Annotated in this window: 19 protein-coding genes; 15 read left to right on the top strand and 4 right to left on the bottom strand. The window is 71.0% G+C overall.

Translation table 11 applies throughout. The annotated features are described in order from the left end of the window. Nucleotides 1–15: 15 nt before the first annotated feature. From FHX33_RS10415 to FHX33_RS10355, 13 genes are all read left to right on the top strand, one after another. Complete coding sequence (locus FHX33_RS10415; RefSeq protein WP_169730343.1) at nt 16–309, top strand: hypothetical protein; 294 nt, start codon at nt 16–18, stop codon at nt 307–309. Continuing rightward, entirely contained in the window at nt 306–593 is a 288-nt protein-coding gene (locus tag FHX33_RS10410; protein ID WP_021763682.1) for a WXG100 family type VII secretion target, read from the top strand. The genes FHX33_RS10415 and FHX33_RS10410 overlap by 4 nt, the downstream gene beginning before the upstream one ends. A 43-nt stretch (nt 594–636) precedes the next feature. Further along, nucleotides 637–2118: a peptide MFS transporter gene (locus FHX33_RS10405; protein WP_021763681.1), complete on the top strand. Its 1482-nt coding sequence runs from the start codon at nt 637–639 to the stop codon at nt 2116–2118. Nucleotides 2119–2215: 97 nt separating this feature from the next. Beyond that, nucleotides 2216–2704, top strand: coding sequence for a hypothetical protein (locus FHX33_RS10400; protein ID WP_021763680.1), 489 nt, complete (start codon nt 2216–2218; stop codon nt 2702–2704). A 73-nt stretch (nt 2705–2777) separates the two neighbouring features. Further along, nucleotides 2778–3647 carry a LysR family transcriptional regulator gene (locus FHX33_RS10395; RefSeq protein WP_179700523.1) on the top strand — a complete coding sequence of 290 codons (870 nt, stop codon included), beginning with the start codon at nt 2778–2780 and terminating at the stop codon, nt 3645–3647. A gap of 159 nt (nt 3648–3806) precedes the next feature. Then, a complete protein-coding gene (locus FHX33_RS10390) occupies nt 3807–5096 on the top strand; it encodes a sugar ABC transporter substrate-binding protein (RefSeq protein WP_021754919.1) in 1290 nt (429 codons plus the stop codon). Between the two features lie 4 nt (nt 5097–5100). Continuing rightward, nucleotides 5101–6078, top strand: a complete 978-nt coding sequence (locus FHX33_RS10385; protein ID WP_183428477.1) for a carbohydrate ABC transporter permease — start codon at nt 5101–5103, stop codon at nt 6076–6078. After that, nucleotides 6075–6902, top strand: coding sequence for a carbohydrate ABC transporter permease (locus tag FHX33_RS10380; protein WP_021765284.1), 828 nt, complete (start codon nt 6075–6077; stop codon nt 6900–6902). Before FHX33_RS10385 ends, FHX33_RS10380 begins: the two co-directional genes overlap by 4 nt. 10 nt (nt 6903–6912) lie before the next feature. Further along, nucleotides 6913–8427 (top strand): glycoside hydrolase family 3 protein, encoded by a 1515-nt coding sequence (locus tag FHX33_RS10375; protein ID WP_183428476.1) that lies wholly within the window; start codon nt 6913–6915, stop codon nt 8425–8427. After that, nucleotides 8424–9644: an anhydro-N-acetylmuramic acid kinase gene (locus FHX33_RS10370; protein WP_183428475.1), complete on the top strand. Its 1221-nt coding sequence runs from the start codon at nt 8424–8426 to the stop codon at nt 9642–9644. The genes FHX33_RS10375 and FHX33_RS10370 overlap by 4 nt, the downstream gene beginning before the upstream one ends. Before the next feature lie 26 nt (nt 9645–9670). After that, nucleotides 9671–10633, top strand: a complete 963-nt coding sequence (gene murQ, locus FHX33_RS10365) for an N-acetylmuramic acid 6-phosphate etherase (RefSeq protein ID WP_021764398.1) — start codon at nt 9671–9673, stop codon at nt 10631–10633. After that, entirely contained in the window at nt 10623–11519 is an 897-nt protein-coding gene (locus FHX33_RS10360; protein ID WP_021764397.1) for a MurR/RpiR family transcriptional regulator, read from the top strand. Before murQ ends, FHX33_RS10360 begins: the two co-directional genes overlap by 11 nt. An 8-nt stretch (nt 11520–11527) precedes the next feature. Beyond that, nucleotides 11528–13186, top strand: coding sequence for a beta-N-acetylhexosaminidase (locus tag FHX33_RS10355; protein ID WP_183428474.1), 1659 nt, complete (start codon nt 11528–11530; stop codon nt 13184–13186). Nucleotides 13187–13282: 96 nt separating this feature from the next. Here FHX33_RS10355 and FHX33_RS10350 read toward each other — a convergent pair whose 3' ends face one another. Both FHX33_RS10350 and FHX33_RS10345 read right to left on the bottom strand, forming a co-directional pair. Continuing rightward, a complete protein-coding gene (locus FHX33_RS10350; RefSeq protein WP_021763882.1) occupies nt 13283–14143 on the bottom strand; it encodes an aldo/keto reductase in 861 nt (286 codons plus the stop codon). Between the two features lie 40 nt (nt 14144–14183). Continuing rightward, nucleotides 14184–15155, bottom strand: coding sequence for an aldo/keto reductase (locus tag FHX33_RS10345; protein WP_039922899.1), 972 nt, complete (start codon nt 15153–15155; stop codon nt 14184–14186). Between the two features lie 102 nt (nt 15156–15257). Here FHX33_RS10345 and FHX33_RS10340 point away from each other — a divergent pair, with 102 nt between their 5' ends. After that, nucleotides 15258–15887: an MBL fold metallo-hydrolase gene (locus tag FHX33_RS10340; RefSeq protein ID WP_021763884.1), complete on the top strand. Its 630-nt coding sequence runs from the start codon at nt 15258–15260 to the stop codon at nt 15885–15887. 126 nt (nt 15888–16013) lie between these two features. Here FHX33_RS10340 and FHX33_RS10335 read toward each other — a convergent pair whose 3' ends face one another. Next, nucleotides 16014–16913, bottom strand: a complete 900-nt coding sequence (locus FHX33_RS10335) for an SDR family oxidoreductase (RefSeq protein WP_183428473.1) — start codon at nt 16911–16913, stop codon at nt 16014–16016. An 84-nt stretch (nt 16914–16997) separates the two neighbouring features. On the opposite strand from FHX33_RS10335, the gene FHX33_RS10330 reads away from it, so the two are divergent. After that, nucleotides 16998–17564 carry a TetR family transcriptional regulator gene (locus FHX33_RS10330; RefSeq protein WP_021762607.1) on the top strand — a complete coding sequence of 189 codons (567 nt, stop codon included), beginning with the start codon at nt 16998–17000 and terminating at the stop codon, nt 17562–17564. A gap of 24 nt (nt 17565–17588) precedes the next feature. Here FHX33_RS10330 and FHX33_RS10325 read toward each other — a convergent pair whose 3' ends face one another. Next, nucleotides 17589–17837, bottom strand: coding sequence for a glutaredoxin family protein (locus FHX33_RS10325; protein WP_021762606.1), 249 nt, complete (start codon nt 17835–17837; stop codon nt 17589–17591). Nucleotides 17838–17841 lie beyond the last annotated feature (4 nt).

Raw genomic sequence — 17841 nt, 5'->3', positions numbered from 1 at the left:
GGCCGAAGTGACTACATGGACAGCTGGTCGCGAGTGAACCAACGTTTCGGGGAGTTGAACGCACCCGTGCTGGTGATCGCTGAGCAGGTAGCGGAAGAGTGGAATCGACTCGGGTACTCGGTGAAGGTCGAGACCGATGACACCCTCACCCCGCCGCGCAAGGTGGTCTCGTATCCGGCCTACTTGACTGGAACCACGCCGGAAGGATTCGGGGCAGTTTTCACGGTCGGTGAGGGCTACGCAGATTTTCGGGGTTACAGCCGGTGCGTCCCCTCGGATCCGGACCTCGAAGGTCAGGTCCCGTCATGACCGAGTTCAGGGTGGATCCGGACAAGCTCGAGGAGCTGGCGGGGGAGTTGCGGAGGCGCGGGGAGCGGCTCTCGGAGGGGCGTGAGGTGCTCGCGAAAGCGGCGCGGGGGGTCGCGGGAAAGTGGTCGGGGGGCGCGAGGGACGAGTTCGTCGCGGCTCACACGCGCTGGGACCAGGACCACCGGACGCAGGTGGAGGAGCTCGCCGGGGCCGCTGCGATCGCGGAGGCGGCGGCGGCGACCTATCGCGAAGTCGACCGGGCCGTCGCGGAGATGTTCGAATGAGTGCGGCCTCCCGCACGCCCCGACACGGTGGGAGCATGTGCGCATGAGCGACACCAGTGAAGTGAAGCCGGCACCGCAGCCGGAGGACCGCGAGAGCCACGGCTTCTTCGGCCAGCCGCGCGCCCTGGCGAACATCTTCGGGGTGGAGATGTGGGAGCGGTTCTCGTTCTACGGCATGCAGGGCATCCTGCTCATCTACCTCTACTACTCGGTCGAGAAGGGCGGCCTGGGGCTCGACCAGGCGACCGCGGCGGGGATCGTCGGCGCGTACGGCGGAGCCGTCTACCTGTCGACCATCCTCGGCGCGTGGCTCGCCGACCGGCTCTTCGGCTCCGAACGCATCCTGTTCTGGAGCGCGGTCGTCATCATGGCCGGACACATCGCACTGGCACTCCTGCCCGGGTTCGCGGGTGTCATCGTCGGCCTGATCTTCGTCGCCGTCGGCAGCGGCGGCCTGAAGGCCAACGCGACCCGCATCGTCGGGACGCTCTACGACGAGCACGACTCCCGCCGCGACGCGGGGTTCTCGCTGTTCTACCTCGGGATCAACCTGGGCGGCTTCCTCGGACCGCTGCTCACCGGACTGCTGCAGACCACGCTCGGCTTCCACTACGGGTTCGCGCTCGCCGCACTCGGAATGGCGATCGGCCTCATCCAGTACTCCATCGGCCGCAAGCGGCTCCCCGACGAAGCGCGCGCCGTGCCGAACCCGCTCCCGGCGAAGCGGTACCCGCTCGTCATCGGCATCACCACCGCAGCCCTGGTGGTCGTGGTCGCACTCGTGCTCACCGGGGTGATCACGGCGCAGAACCTCGCGCTGGTCGTGATCGTCGTCACCATCGCGGCCGCGATCGCGTACTTCACGGTCATCCTGACGTCCCGCCTTGTCACCAAGGAGGAACGCAGCAGGATCCTGGCGTTCATTCCGCTCTTCATCACCAGTGCGGCGTTCTGGTCCCTCTACCAGCAGCAGTTCACGGTGCTGACGATCTACTCCGACGAACGCCTCGACCGGAACCTGTTCGGCTGGGACTTCCCCGTCTCGTGGGTGCAGTCCATCAACCCGATCTTCATCATCATCCTCTCCGGCGTCTTCGCAGCGATCTGGACGAAATGGGGAGACAAGCAGCCGTCCACCCCGATCAAGTTCGCCGCAGGGACGATCCTCATGGGGCTCACGTTCTGGCTGTTCCTGTTCTGGGCGGGAGGCGGCAAGAACAGCACGCCCCTCCTGGCGGTCGTCGGCATCCTCCTCGCCTTCACGATCGCCGAACTCCTGCTCTCCCCGGTCGGCCTCTCCGCCTCCACCAAACTCGCGCCGCACGCGTTCCAAGCGCAGATGGTCGCCCTCTTCTTCCTCTCCGTCGCTCTCGGGACGGCGATGGCCGGACAGCTCGCCAAGCTGTACACGCCGGCAACAGAAGGGGTCTACTTCGGCATCATCGGAGGAGTGGCGGTCGCCGTGGGTGTCGTCCTCGTGCTGCTCACCCCTTGGGTCCTGCGCATGATGAAGGGAGTGCGCTGACCGGCCCCCGTCAGGGATCCGCACGGAAAGACGCGCCTCCCGCATGGGATCCGTCAGGACCGGCCCGCGGGAGGCGCTCGCCGCGTAGACCGGACGCATGACCCTCACCCGCATCATCCCCACGCTCCGCTGCAGCATCCCCGAACCCCTCGACGCCACCCGCTGGCCCGCCCACACCCACCCCACGACGACGGACGTGGTCATCGCCGGCGTCTCGCTCGTCCGCCTCGCCGACTGGTGCACCACCCCCTGCGTCCACACGGACGACGACGCAGCCGCCGTCGTCACCAGCGTCACGAACGTGGCGCGACACCCCGGCGGCGGCCTCGACATCGAACTCGACGCCGACCTGCGCACCATCGCCGCGGAGACCTCCCAAGCGCGGCTCATCGGGCGGGCGTCCCCGGCGCCGCTCTGCACCGTCCACGCCGGCCCCCGCCTCATGGACCTGCCGGCGGACCTGCACCCGGGCGACCTCGTCGCCCTCCCCGCCCACGGACCCGTCACGCTGAGCAACGTCGACCCCCACCGCCACGCCCACACCGACGCAGCGACCGCCGCGCCGACGGGGCGCTGCGGCCGCTGACAGGCTCCTCCGCGCACCCCCAGGCATCGGTCGAGCAAATCGAGAGGCCCGGATTCAGCAGTATCCTTGCTGAATGGAACTGCGTCAGCTCGAGCACTTCGTCACCGTCGCAGAGGAGCGGCACTTCACCCGCGCAGCCGAGCTGCTGCAGATCTCCCAATCGGGACTGTCAGCCTCCATTCGCTCCCTCGAACAGGAACTGGGCACCTCCCTCTTCATCCGGAGCACCCGCCGCGTCGAACTGACGACGGCCGGACAAGCCCTCCTCGCCGACTCGGTGCGCACCCTCGCGAGCGCCGCCGCCGCACGCGACGCCGTCGCGGCCGTGCGCGGACTGCAGCGCGGACGACTGACCGTCGGCGCCGAGCCGTGCCTCGGCTCCGTCGACCTGCCCGCCGAACTGGCCGCGTTCCGCACCGCCAACCCGGGCGTGGAGGTGCGACTCCGCCAGACCGGATCGGTCGAACTGGTCGACGCGGTCGCGAACGGGCAGGTGGATGTCGCCCTCGTCGTCGACACCGGCCACACGCCCGTCGGGGTGCGCCTGCGCCGGCTCAGCACGCAAGACCTGCTCGTGCTCTGCCACCCCGACCACCGCTACTCCGGTGAGGAGAGCCTCCCGATCGAAAGCCTGCGAGGCGAGACGATGATCGGCTTCCAGGAGGGCTGGGGCGCACAAGCCCTGACGCGGCGCGCGTTCGCAGCGGCCGGGCTGGACTACCGGCCCGCGATGGAGGTCAACGACGTGCACCCGCTGCTCGACCTGGTCGGCTACGACCTGGGAGTGGCCGTCGTCCCCGCGAGCTTCGCCCGCAAGCGCCCCGACACGCTGCGGGCCGTCCCGCTCTCCGGCGACGTCCCGAAGTGGACCGTGGCGGTCGCGGCGTCGGAGGAGCCGAGCCCGGCAGCGGCGGCGTTCCTGCGCCAGGTCAGCATCGCCTGACGGAGCAGCACCAGACCTCCGTCACGGCGCCGTTACATACCTTTTACATGTGTAGAGTGGAAATAACTTGCAAGCACACGTCGAAGTGTGAAGGATAGTTTCATCCCGGATGCAGGGCATCCACCAACACATTCCCGGTTTCGAAGAGGAGACAGCACCATGAAGAAGCGCTACCTCTCCGTCGCCGCCGTCACGATCGCAGCACTGGCCCTCACGGCCTGCTCGAGCGGTGGCAGCGGCGATGGGGGCTCGGTCGACGCGAAGGGCCAGAAGCTCAGCGTGTGGATCATGCAGGGCACCAACCCCGACTCCACGGCCTTCTTCAAGGAGGTCGGCGACGAGTTCAAGAAGGAGACCGGAGCCACGCTCGACGTGCAGTTCGTCCAGTGGGCCGACGCGCACGACCGGTTCGTGACCTCCATCGCCGGCAACACGACGCCGGACGTCGCGGAGACCGGCACCACCTGGACCGCCGAGTTCGCCGACGCCGGGGCGCTCGCCCCGATCGGCGACTACGTCGAGAAGGCCGGACTCGAGGATGACCTGGTGAAGGGCCTCAAGGAGTCGGGCACCTACGACGGCGAGCTCTACGGCATGCCGTGGTACGCCGGCGTCCGCTCGCTGGTCTACCGCGCCGACGTGTTCAAGGAGCTCGGCATCGAGGCTCCGAAGACGTGGGACGACATCGTCGCCGCCGGCGAGAAGATCAAGGCCGCCAAGCCCGACATGATCCCGTTCGCCGTTCCCGGCACCGCCGAGTTCGGCGTGTACCCGTGGGTCTGGGGCGCGGGCGGCCAGGTCGCCACCGAGAAGGGCGGCACCTGGACCTCGGGTCTCGACAGCGCCAAGTCGCGTGAGGGCATCCAGTTCTACACCGACCTCGCCACCAAGTACGGCTTCTCCACCTCCGGCGCCACCACCTGGAAGGAGACCGACGTGCTCGACAACTTCAACCAGGGCAAGGTCGCGATGGCCATCCAGGGCTCCTGGACCCCGGCCACGATCGTGCAGAAGGCCCCCGACCTCGAGGGCAAGATCGCCGCGACCCCGATCCCGGGCAAGGACGGCGGCATCAGCCCGTCGGTCCTCGGTGGCTCGCACCTGAGCGTGTTCAACACGGCCAAGAACAAGGACCTGGCCTGGAAGTTCGTCGAGATGATGACCACGGGCAAGTACGCCGAGGAGTGGGCGTCGCAGACCGGCTACTTCTCCGGTCTGAACTCGCTGGTCAAGAAGGCGATGGAGTCGGACGACCCGCTGGTCAAGCCGTTCGCCACGCAGATGGTCGACGGCGGCGCGTCCGTGCCGGTCACCCCGCAGTTCGGCGCGGTGCAGGCCAAGCAGACGACCAACGCGATGATCCAGTCCATCCTCTCCGGGCAGAAGACGGTCGACCAGGCGACGACCGACGCGGCCAAGGAGATGACCCAGCTGCTGAACGACAAGTAGCCCGATGGCCATCGACGTTCGTCCCGAGACGCCGGCCGTGCGCACTGCGCGCGGCCGGCGCCCCGGCGCCCCCGCCCCGAAGCGCAAGCGCTCGTTCATCGCCGTGAGCCGGCCGTGGCTGCTGCTCGCCCCCGCGCTGGTCGTGCTCGCCGGGCTGCTGCTGTGGCCCCTGATCCGCGTGGTCATCATCTCGCTGCAGGACTACGGTCTGCGCGAGATCGTCAGCGGCAAGACGAACTTCATCGGCTTCGACAACTACACCGAGATCTTCGGCAATGCCACGCTGTGGACGGTCGCGCTCCCCAACACCGTGATCTTCGCCATCCTGTCGGTCGCCGGCACGGTCGCCCTCGGCACGCTCGTCGCGCTGCTGATGGCGAGCCTCGGCCCGACCTGGCGGACCATCGTCGGCAGCGCGATCATGGTCGCCTGGGCGATGCCCGCGGTGACCGGCACCTATGTCTGGGTCTGGATCTTCGACGCGGACAACGGCATCGTCAACCAGGTGCTCAAGAACCTCGGGCTGATGCACGAGTCGTTCAACTGGTTCACCAACCCGTTCACGTTCTACGGGATCGTGCTCCTCAACATCATCCACCACGGGTTCCCGTTCGTGGCGATCACGGTTCTGGCCGGTCTGCTCGGCGTCTCGAAGGAGATGCTGGAGGCGGCGGCGATGGACGGCGCGGGAGCGGTGCGCCGCTTCTTCTCGATCATCGTGCCGTCGCTGAAGCAGGTCTTCGCCGTGGTGATCATCCTCTCCACGATCTGGGACTTCAAAGTGTTCGCGCAGGTCTATCTGATGCCGGGAGGCTCGGGGTCCAACCGCCAGGTGCTCAACCTCGGCGTGTGGTCGTACGTGGAGTCGTTCGGTCAGAACCGGTACGGCTTCGGTTCCGCGATCGCCGTCCTGCTCACGCTGGTGCTGCTCGCGATCACGGTCGTCTACGTCCGCACGATGCTCAAGGAGGACAAGCTGTGAAGCGCTCGATCGGCGGCAAGATCGGCAAGGGCGTCCTCGTCGCCCTGCTGCTCGTCTTCACGCTCTTCCCCGTCTACTGGATGCTGTCCAGCGCGTTCGACAAGCGCGCGTCGAGCGGTGGTCAGTCGCTCATCCCGCAGGAGTTCACGCTCGACAACTTCGCGTACGTGCTCACCAAGGGCGGGTTCGACGTCTTCCTCCGCAACTCGCTGATCGTCGCGGTCGCGGTCGTGGTGATCTCGGCGGTCCTCGCCCTGCTGGCGTCGGTCGCGGTGGCGCGGTTCAACTTCAAGTTCCGCACGGCGATGCTGTTCATGATCCTGTCGGTGCAGATGGTGCCCCTGGAGGCCCTCGTCATCCCGCTGTTCGTTCAGGTGCGCGACCTCGGCCTCCTGAACCAGCTGCTGGGCCTGATCGTCGTGTACGTCGCGCTGTCCCTGCCCTTCGGCATCTGGATGCTGCGCGGTTTCGTGGCGGCGGTGCCGGTGGAGCTGGAGGAGGCCGCCTACCTCGACGGCGCCAGCTGGTGGCGGATGTTCCGCTCTGTGCTGTTCCCGCTGGTGATGCCGGGCCTGGTCGCGACGAGCGTCTTCGCCTTCATCACGGCGTGGAACGAGTTCATCTTCGCGATGACCCTGCTGGGCGGCGCGAGCGACAACTACACGGTCGCGATCGGTCTGAAGCAGTTCTTCGGCGAGCACACCAACGAGTGGGGCTACGTGATGGCGGCCTCGACCATCATCACGATCCCGGTCATGATGTTCTTCGTGCTGGTGCAGCGCCGCCTGTCGAGCGGCCTGGTCGCCGGCGCCGTCAAGGGCTAGGGGGAGCGGGATGAGCGCGAGCACCGATCCGGCCGTTCGCTCGCTGGTCGCGAGCGTGCTCTGGCCCGGTTTCCTGGGGCGGACGGCCCCGGACTGGCTGCTGCACGCCCTCGACGAGGGGCTCGCCGGCGTCGTGTACTTCGGTCAGAACATCGACCCGTCGGATGCGGAGCAGCTGCCCGCGCTCTCCGCCCGGCTGCGGGAGGCGCGCCCCGGCGCCCTCCTGGGCGTCGACGAGGAGGGCGGACCGGTCACGCGACTGGAGGCCGCCCTCGGCTCCACGCTGCCGAGCGCGTCCCAGTTGGGTCGCGTCGATGACACCGCGGTCACCCGCGCCGCCGGCGTCGAGCTCGCGCGCCGCCTGCGCGCATCGGGCGCGAACGTCGCCCTGGCTCCGGTCGCCGACGTCAACACGAACCCGCGCAACCCGGTGATCGGCACCCGCGCGTTCGGTGCGACCGCCGACCTGGTCGGCCGGCACGTCGCCGCGATGGTGTCCGGCATCCAGGCCGGAGGCGTCGCCGCCTGCGTCAAACACTTCCCTGGTCACGGCGACACCGCCGTCGACTCGCATCTCGGACTGCCGCACGTCACGCTCCCCGGCGTCGAGGTGGAGGCGGAGCACCTCCCGCCGTTCCAGGCCGCGATCGATGCGGGCGTCGCCGCCGTCATGACGTCGCACGTCGTCGTGGATGCCTTCGGCGACCTCCCCGCCACGCTCGACCCGCGGGTGCTCGGGATGCTGCGCGAGCGCGGATTCGCGGGCACGATCATCACGGACGCGCTCGACATGGCCGCCATCCGCTCCGAGTTCGGGGCGGGCCCTGGCGCGGTCCGGGCGATCCTCGCCGGCGCGGACCTCCTGTGCATCGGCAACCCGTCCGATCTCGGCCCGAAGCACGGCGCGACGAGCGACCTCGACGACTACGCGGAGGTGCGCGACGCGCTGCTGGCCGCGGTGGACGACGGCACCCTCCCGATCCCGGCGCTCGAACGCGCCTCGCACTCGGTCGCCGGCCTCTCCGACTGGACGGCCGCGGCATCTCGCGCGGGCGGCGCCTCCACCGGCGAGGTCGGTGCGTTCGACGCGCGGCAGGTCGTGCGCGAGGCGATCGTGGTCCGCGGCACCGTCTCCGTCGCGGCGGGCGACCGCGTCGTGCTCGACTTGCGCGACCGTGCCAGCGGCGCCGTCGCCTCCACCGCCGAGCCTTTCAGCGTCGCCCTCGGCGCCACGCGCGTCGTCGTCGGCCCGTTCGGAGGACGCGACGTCGTCGCCGCGATGTGCGATGCCCTCGGCGGCATCCCGGAGAGCAGCGCGGTGGTCGCCCTGGTCGATGCCGTGCAGCCCGGATCGCCGCAGCGCCGTGCGCTCGGGATCCTCGCCGCCGCTCGCCCGTCCGCGGTCATCGTGAACACAGGACTCCCCGCGCCGGACGAGCTCGCGCTCCCCGGCCTCGACACGTACGGGTCCAGCCGGGTGACGGCGCAGGTCGTCTCCGAGGCGTTCGAGGGGGTCGCGGCGTGAGGATCCTCTCCCTGCAGTCCGGGACCAGCGTCGACGGGATCGACGTCGCCGTGGTCGACATCGACCCGCTCGACGCGAGCGACCGTCCCGTCGTCCGGCTCACCTCCGTCGTCGCCCGCACGGTGGCGTGGTCGGAGGCGACCCGCGCCCTCCTGCTCGCGGCGGTCGAAGGGCAGAGTCTGACTCCCGCCGAATTCGTGCGGATGGACACCCTCGCCGGTCAGGAGTTCGCGGAGGCTGCGGCCGGCGCGGCCGAGGAGGCCGGCGGCGTCGAGCTGGCGGTCTCGCACGGCCAGACCCTCCACCACTGGGTCGAGGACGGCCACGCCCGCGGCACCCTCCAGGTCGGCCAGCCGGCGTGGATCGCCGAGCGCCTCGGCGTCCCGGTGCTCTCCGACGTGCGGTCGGCCGACATCGCAGCAGGCGGCGAGGGTGCTCCGCTCATGGGGCTCTTCGACCGCGCCTGGCTCGCGGGAGAGGCCGCGCGCAGCGGCCGTCCCGTCGCGACGGTCAACCTCGGCGGCATCGCCAACGTGCAGATCGTCGAGCCGGACGGGGGCCTCGTCGCGTTCGACAGCGGACCGGCGAACGCCCTCATCGACGCCGCGGTCGCCCGCGCGACCGACGGTCGCCAGGGACAGGACACCGATGGCCTGCTCGCCGCCACCGGCCGCGTGGACGAGCGGATGCTGGGCGAGCTGCTCGCGCATCCCTACTTCTCGGCGCCGACGCCCAAGAGCACCGGTCGCGAGACGTTCGATCTCGCCGTCGTGGATGCCGCGGCCGCGCGAGCCGGCGTCGAGCCCGAGCTCGCCGACCTCGTCGCGACCCTGACCTCCCTCACCGCCCGCACGGTCGCCGACGCGGTGCGGTCATCGTCGTCGCACATCCCGTCGCGCGCGATCGTCTCGGGAGGCGGCACGCGCAACCCCGCCCTCATGCGCGCCCTCAGCGCGGTGCTCGGGCTGCACGGCGTGGACGTGACCAGCAGCGACGCGCTCGGCATCGACGCCGACCACAAGGAGTCGCTGCTCTTCGCGTTCGTCGGCTACCTCAGCTGGCACGGTGTGCCCGCCGACCTGCCGGGCACTCCGGCCGGACGCGCGCGCGTCCTCGGGCGACTGACCCTCGCCCCCGACTCCGTCCCCGGCCGCCGCCTGCGCGGCGTCGCCGGGCTGACACTGGCCGCCGACCCCGCCCTGGCGGTGGCGCGGTGACCGACGCACCGATGAAAGGATCTTCCGTGGCTGAGCCGCATCCCCTCGCCGACCTCCGCGAGACGCTCGGTACGCTCGCGACCGAGGCGGTGAGCGAGACCACCCGCGACCTCGACATCATGTCGATCGAGGAGCTGGTGGCCGCGATGAACGTCGCCAACACCGAGGTGCCCGCCGCCGTCGCCCGCGAGAGCGCGAGCATCGTCGCCGCCGTGACCGGCGTCTCCGAGCGGATGCGCCGCGGCGGCCGCCTGATCTACGCCGGAGCCGGGACGGCCGGACGCATGGGCGTGCTCGACGCCAGCGAGATCCCGCCCACGTTCGGCGCCCCTCCCGAGCTCGTCGTCGGTCTCATGGCCGGCGGCCCGGAGGCGCTGCACACGGCCGTCGAGAACGCGGAGGACGACGAGGAGGCCGGCCGCGCCGCCGTCCGCTCGATCACCATCGGCCCGCTCGACGCGCTCGTCGGCATCTCGGCGTCCGGCCGCACGCCCTTCGTGCTCGGTGCGATCGACCAGGCCCGCCGCGCGGGCGCGTTCACGGTCGGGCTCTCCTGCAACGCGGACTCCCCACTGGGTCGGGAGGCCGAGGTCGGCATCGAGGTCGTCGTCGGCCCCGAGATCCTCACCGGCTCCACCCGGCTCAAGGCCGGCACCGCGCAGAAGCTCGTGCTCAACATGATCAGCACCATCTCGATGGTGCGGCTCGGCAAGGTCTACGGCAACCTCATGGTCGACCTCCGGGCCACCAACGCCAAGCTGCGGGCCCGGTCCGAGCGGACCGTTATGCTGGCGACGGGCACCGACGCGCAGCAGGCCGCGGAAGCGCTCGACGCGACCGGTGGCTGGATTAAGGCGGCGATCCTGATGAGCGAGACGACCCTCGATGCGGACGCCGCCGTGCGGCTCCTCGCCGAGCACGGCGGACGACTGCGCGACGCACTCGCGGCCGTCGACGCCGCCGAGGGCACGCGGACACATGTCGGCTGACGTCCTCTCCGCGGTGCGCCAGGCGGTGCCGCGGCTCAGCGCCACGGAGGCGCGCATCGCCCAGGTGGTGATCGACCATCCCGAGCGCGTCGTGGATCTGACGATCTCCGAGCTCGCCGCCGTGTGCGACTCGTCGCAGGCGACGATCGCCCGGTTCTGCCAGAGCATCGGCTTCAGCGGGTACCGCGAGTTCCGGCTCGCCATCGCCGCCGCGACCAGCCGCGAGCAGGCCGCGCGCGAGCGGTTCGAGCTCACCGAGAGCGAGGTGGACCCGGCCGACAGCGTGCAGGAGGTCGTCGCCAAGATCGCCTACCAGGACGCGCTGGCGATCGAGCAGACCGCCCGCGAGCTCGACCTCGACGCCCTCGACCGCGTGGTCGCCGCCATCGTCGGTGCGGGCCGCATCGACCTCTACGGCGTGGGGTCGAGCAGTCTCACCGCGCAGGACCTCCAGCAGAAGCTCTCCCGCATCGGGCTGACCGCCTTCTGCTCCGTCGACTCCCACCTCGCCCTCGCGTCGGCCGCACTGCAGAAGCCGGGCAATGTGGCCATCGGGTTCTCCCACTCCGGCGAGACGCTCGAGACCACCCACGCGCTCTCGGTCGCGCACGCGGCCGGGGCGACCACGGTCTCCATCACGAACTTCCCGGAGTCCAGCATCGGCCGCGTCAGCGACCATGTGCTCACGACCCAGGCACGCGAGAGCCTCTACCGCTCGGGCGCGATGTCGAGCCGCATCGCGCAGCTCGCGCTCGTCGACTTCCTCTTCGTGCGGGTGGCCCAGCAGATGTACGACCAGATGACCGAGTCCCTGCGGCTGACGTACGAGGCGGTGCGCAGCCAGCGTCCCGTGCGGCCCGAGCGCTCCGAGCGCTCTGAGCGATGAGTGACGCGATGACCGGCGCGATCGCCGACCGCCTGCTGCCGCGCCCGCGGCGGGTGGAGGAGCTGCCGGGCGAGTTCGTGCTCGACGCCGGGACGACGGTCGTCGCCGACACGACGGGAGCTCCGATCGCCGCGTGGCTGCGGGCCCAGCTCGCGGCGGCGACCGGGTTGCCGCTCGCGAGCGCTTCGATGGGCGGCGGGGGCGCCGGCGCGATCACCCTCGCCGCCGATCCCTCCCTCGCCGACGAGGAGTACCGGCTCACGGTGGAGCCGGACGGCGTGCGCATCCGAGGCGGATCGGCCGCGGCTCTCGCGCACGGAGCGCAGGCGTTTCTGCAGCTCCTCCCGCCCGCCGTGCACCGGCGCGGCGCCCTCGACGGCGTGCGCTGGGCGGCTCCGGCGTGCCGCGTCGACGACAGTCCGGCGTTCCGCTGGCGCGGGCTGATGCTCGACGTGGCCCGGCACTTCCTGCCGAAGCACGACATCCTCCGCTTCGTCGACCTGCTCGCGATGCACCGGATGAACGTGCTCCACCTGCACCTGACCGACGACCAGGGCTGGCGGATGGAGATCCGCCGCTACCCGCGCCTCACCGGGATCGGGGCGTGGCGGCGGGAGTCGCAGGTCGGATTCGGGCCGGACGCGCCGACCGACGGCCGCCCGCACGGCGGGTTCTACACGCAGGACGACCTCCGCGAGATCGTGGCGTACGCCGCCGCGCGCGGCATCACCGTGATCCCCGAGATCGAGTCGCCCGGGCACGTGCAGGCCGCGATCGCCGCGTATCCCGAGCTCGGCGTCGCGGGCGGGGACGAACCGCGCGAGGTGTGGACGCGGTACGGGATCAGCCGCAACGTCCTGAACCTCGAAGAGTCGACGGTCGAGTTCTTCCGCAACGTGCTCGACGAGGTCATCGAGGTCTTCCCCTCCGCGTACATCGGCATCGGCGGGGACGAGTGCCGCAAGGACCAGTGGCGCGCCGACCCGCGCACGCAGGAGCGGCTGCGCGAGATCGGCGCCGCGACCGAGGAGGAGGGGCAGAGCTGGTTCGTCCGCCGCATCGACGAGCACCTCACCGCCCGCGGCCGCCGATCGTACGGCTGGGACGAGATCCTGGAGGGCGGCCTCGCCCCGGGTGCGACCGTCGCGAGCTGGCGCGGTGAGACCGGTGCCGTCGCGGCCGCGCGGCAGGGTCACGACGTCGTGTTCTGCCCGGACCGCGTCCTCTACTTCAACTACCGCCAGTCGGAGTCGATGGAGGAGCCCATCCCGCTGGTCACGGTCACGACCGTGCGCGACGTGTACGAACTGGACCCGGTGCCCGCCGAGCTCACGGCCGAGCAGCGCGCCCACGTGCTGGGTGCCCAGGCGAACCTGTGGACCGAGTACATCGACCAGCCGCGCGGGCTGGACTACTTCGCGTTCCCGCGACTGGCCGCGCTCGCCGAGGCGTTGTGGACCGCCGACGAGGCGGGCGAGCGGTCGTGGGAGGCGTTCGTGCCGCGGCTCGAGGCGCACCTCGCGCGGCTCGACGCGGTCGGGGTCGAGTACCGCCACGCGGACGGACCGCTGCCATGGCAGCAGCGTCCGGGCATCCCGGGCGCCCCGCGCGATCGCGCCGACCGCGCCGCCGAGGTCGCCGCGCTCACCGCGACCATCGCCTCCTGAGCCCCCGCCGCCCTCCACCCGCCGAGTACGCAGAAAGTACGGCCGAAACCGCCGAGTACGCAGAGAATTCGCGTACTCGGCGGTTGGGGAGCCGGGTCAGGCGGCGTTGAGACGCGCGAGCTCGTCGGGGGTGAGCTCGACGTCGGCGGCCGTGACGGAGTCGCGGATCGTCTCGGGGCGCGAGGAGCCCGGGATCGGGATGACGTGCGGCCCCTGCGCGAGGTGCCAGGCGAGCGCGACGACCTGCGGGCTGATCCCGCGGGCCTCCGCCACATCCTTGAACGGCTCGAACCGGGAGCCGAGGTCGGCGGCGTTGGTGATGCCGCCGAGCGGGCTCCACGGGAGGAACGCGATGCCGAGCTCGCCGGTCAGCTCCAGCTCCGGCGCGCTCGACCGGAACGCCGGCGAGAACTGGTTCTGCAAGGACGCGAGCCGTCCGCCCAGGATGTCCTGCGCGAGGCGGATCTGCTCGGGGTTCGCGTTCGAGATGCCGGCGAGGCGGATGACGCCCTCGTCGAGCAGGTCGCGCACGGCTCCGACGGAGTCCGCGTACGGCACCTCCGGGTCGGGTCGGTGGAACTGGTAGAGCCCGATGGCGTCGCCGCCGAGGCGCGCCAGGGAGGCCTTCGCGGCCTCCTTGATGTACTCGGGGCGGCCGTTCAGCGTCCAGCGGCCGTCGCCCGGGCGGAGGTGGCCGCCCTTCGTCGCGACGAGCACGGTGGAGGCGTCGCCGCTCCACGAGCGCAGCGCCTCGGCGATGAGCTCCTCGTTGTGCCCGACCTCGTCGGCGTGCAGGTGGTACGCGTCGGCGGTGTCGATGAAGGTGACGCCGGCATCCAATGCGGCGTGGACGGTGTTGATCGAGCGTTCGCGGTCCGGGCGGCCCTCGATCGACATGGGCATGCCGCCCAGGCCGATCGCGCTCACCTCGACGTCGGCGATCCTGCGTGTCTTCACTCTGTTCCTCCCTGCGTGGTCGTCGTCGTGGGCCCGTGGGTCACCAGGCGTAGTCCTCGGGCGCGGTCTTGTGGCCCGGGAAGATCTCGTCGAGGCGGCCCAGGGCTGCGTCGTCCAGCTCGACGTGCAGGGCGCGCAGTCCCGCGTTCAGCTGGTCGAGCGTGCGCGGTCCGATGATCGGGCCGGTCACTCCCGGCCGGCTCAGCAGCCACGCGAGCGCGATGTCACCCGGCTCGTGGCCGAGCTCCTCGGCGAAGGCCTCGTACGCCTCGATCGCGTCGCGGTGCTTCGCGAGCGTGTCGGCGGCGCGTCCCTCCAGGCGCCGCTTGCCCTCGTTCTGCTTGCGCAGGACTCCGCCGAGCAGGCCGCCCTGCAGCGGCGACCAGGCGATCACGCCGATGCCGTTCGCCTGCGCGGCGGGCAGCACCTCCAGCTCCACCTGCCGGGTGAGGAGGTTGTAGATCGACTGCTCGCTGACGAGCCCGAGCAGGTTGCGCTTGCGGGCCTCCGCCTGAGCGGTCGCGAGGTGCCAGCCGGCGAAGTTGCTCGAGCCGGCGTACAGGATCTTGCCCTGCGCGATCGCGGTCTCGATCGCCTGCCAGATCTCGTCCCACGGGGTGTCCCTGTCGACGTGGTGGAACTGGTAGATGTCGATGTGGTCGGTCTGCAGCCGCTTCAGGCTGGCATCGAGCGCGCGGCGGATGTTGAGCGCCGACAGCCGGCCTTCGTTGGGCCAGTCGCCCATCTCGCCGTAGAGCTTCGTGGCGAGCACCGTGCGCTCGCGGCGGCCTCCGCCCAGGGCGAACCAGTCGCCGATGATCGACTCGGTGGCTCCCTTGCCCACGTGCTGCCCGTAGACGTTGGCGGTGTCGAAGTAGTTGATGCCCGCCTCGTGGGCGGCATCCATGATCGTGTGTGCGTCGTCCGACGACGTCTGCGGGCCGAAGTTCATCGTTCCGAGGACGAGGCGGGATACTTTCAGGCCGGACCGGCCGAGCTGGGTGTACTCCATGTCGTCAGCATCCGCCCGAGTGGGACGGAAGTCCAACAGGAGGTTCGGATGGGATTGTGCGATCAGGGTCATCAATCCGGGCGCAGGGATAGCATCCACCGTATGAAGCTGCTGATCGACGGCCTGTACCGGATCGAGAGTGCGAGAGCCGGGAACGCCTACCTCATCGAGGAGGACGGCCGTTCGGTGCTCGTCGACACCGGGCTGGCGTCCGGTGCGAAGGCACTGGTCGCGGAGCTCGCCGGCGCGCGCCTCGCTCCGGTGACCGATGTCGTGCTCACCCACTACGACCCCGATCACGCCGGCGCCGCGGCCGCCGTGCAGCGGGCGACGGGCGCGCGGGTGTGGATCGGTGCGCCTGACGCGCGCATCCTGTGGGGCGAGCAGCAGCCTCCCACTTCCACTCGGCGGGCGATGCAGCGACTGGGCTGGCTGGGCCGTCCGGAAGTTCCTGCCGGTCTGCACGAGCTGCCCGGCCATGCCGAGATCGAGATCGCGCCGGGTGTCCTGGTCGTGCCTGCTCCCGGACACACGCCCGGGCATCACCTGGTGCGCTGGCGCGGGGTCTCGTTCATCGGAGACGCGGCTCGGATCTCGCAGGGGAAGCTCGTCCACTTTCCGGGATTCCTCATCAGCGACCGCGATGCCGCGGAGGCGACGCTGACGGCGATCACCGCCTCCCGGCCCCGGCTGGTGTGCCCGGGGCATGGGTCGCCGGATCGGCTGGTCTGAGGGCCGTCGGCAACGGAGGAACTTCCGCGCGCCACGCCGGGCCGTGACGGGCAACGGAGGAGACGGGCGGGAGACCGCTCCGGATGTCCTCCGTTGCCCGCGCCCGGGCGGGTGGATGCGGCCGGGTCAGTGGCCCGGGTAGGCGCCCGCCGCGATGTCCTCGAAGAGGGTCGGGCCGGTGGGGGTCCAGCCGTAGCGCTCGCGGGTGAGGGCGCTGGAGGCGGGGATGTCGACGCCGAAGAAGGCGCCGATCCAGCCGAAGTGCGCGGCCGCGTCCTCCGGGGCGATGGAGGCCGCGGGCACGCCGATCGCGCGGCCCAGCGCCTCGGCGATCTCGCGCGTCGGGATGCCTTCCTCGGCGACGGCGTGGACGATACCGCCGCCCTCCGGAGCTGCGTCGAGCGCGCGGGCGATGAGGCGGCCGGCGTCGGAGTGGTGCACGGCGGGCCAGCGGTGGGCGCCGTCGCCGACATAACCGGCCACGCCCTTCTCGCGGGCGATCCCGGCGAGGACGGCGCTGAAGCCGTGGTCGCCGACACCGTGCACGGTCGGGGCGAAGCGCAGCGCGACCGGGCGGATGCCGCGATCGGCCGAGCCGAGCGCGAAGCCCTCCGCGCCTCCACGCGGCGACGCGGGGTCGGACGAGTGGGCGGCGTCCTCCTCCGTCGCGACGCGGCCGGGCGCGAGCATGGCGATGCCGGAGGCGAAGAGGAACGGCTTGTCCGTGCCGGCCAGCGCGTCGAGCATCGTCTCGACGGCCGAGCGCTCGGTGCGGCCGGCGCCCTCGAAGTCCGAGAAGTCGTGCTTGAAGGCGAGATGGATGACGCCGTCGGCCTCGGCGGCGCCGGCGCGGAGGCTCTCGAGGTCGTCGAGGCTGCCGGTCCGCACCTCCACGCCGGCGTCGCGGAGAGCGGCGGCGGAGGCGTCGGAGCGGGCGAGGCCGACGACCTCGTGTCCGGCGGCGAGGAGTTCGGGTACGGCGGCCGAGCCGATCCAGCCGGAGGCTCCGGTGACGAAAACGCGCATGGGATCATCCCTTTCCAGGTCATGTCAGTGACTGACATCGACGATAGCACTGATGTCAGCCGCTGTCATCACTAGACTGTGAGCATGGGACGCTGGGAGCCGGACGCGCAGGGGCGCATGCGCCTCGCCGCGCTCGAGCTCTACCTCGACCCCGGCTTCGAGCAGACGACCGTCGCCGACATCGCGGAGCGCGCGGGCGTGACGGAGCGCACGTTCTTCCGCTACTTCACCGACAAGCGCGAAGTGCTGTTCGACGCGACCGGCCAGATGGAGCACGACGTGCTGGCAGTGCTGGCTGCGACCGATCCGTCCCTCCCAGCCCTGGACGCGGCGGGGGAGGCGCTCGCCGACGGTACGGCGATGCTGGAGGAGCGGCGCGAGTACGCGCGGCGGCGCGCGGCGGCGATCGCCGCGAACGCGAGCCTGCAAGAGCGGGAGCTGCTGAAGCTCGCCCAGCTCGGGGAGGCCGTCGCGGACGCGCTGCGCGCACGCGGAGTGGCGGAGCCGGAGGCGTCGATCGCGGCGGAGACGGCGGTCGCGGCGTTCAAGGTCGCGTTCGCGGCATGGATCGGCGACGACGCGCCCGGCACGCTGGCCGAGCGCGTGCGTGGTGTGATGGGGCGGCTGCGCGCACTCGCCGCTCTCGACTGAGGCGTCGGCTGCGCAGCCCGGGCGCTACTGCGCCAGTGCCGCTTCGAGCTCCTGGTCGGACGGCTCGGTGAAGTGGCGGCCGTCGGGGAAGACCACGACGGGGATGTTGGTGCGGCCGCTGATCGCCTTGGCGCGGTCGGCCTCCTCGGGCCGCTCCACGAGGTCGATGTACTCGTAGTCGGTGCCCAGGCGCTCGAGCAGCGCCTTGGAGCGGATGCAGTCGCGGCACCAGTCCGCGCCGAACATGGTCACCTTGTCGAACGTGTCGGTCATGCCT

The organism is Leifsonia aquatica, from assembly GCF_014190775.1.
Lineage (GTDB): Bacteria > Actinomycetota > Actinomycetes > Actinomycetales > Microbacteriaceae > Leifsonia > Leifsonia aquatica.
The sequence above is the reverse complement of the archived record's forward strand: the minus strand, read 5'-3'. Positions and strand labels throughout refer to the sequence as shown.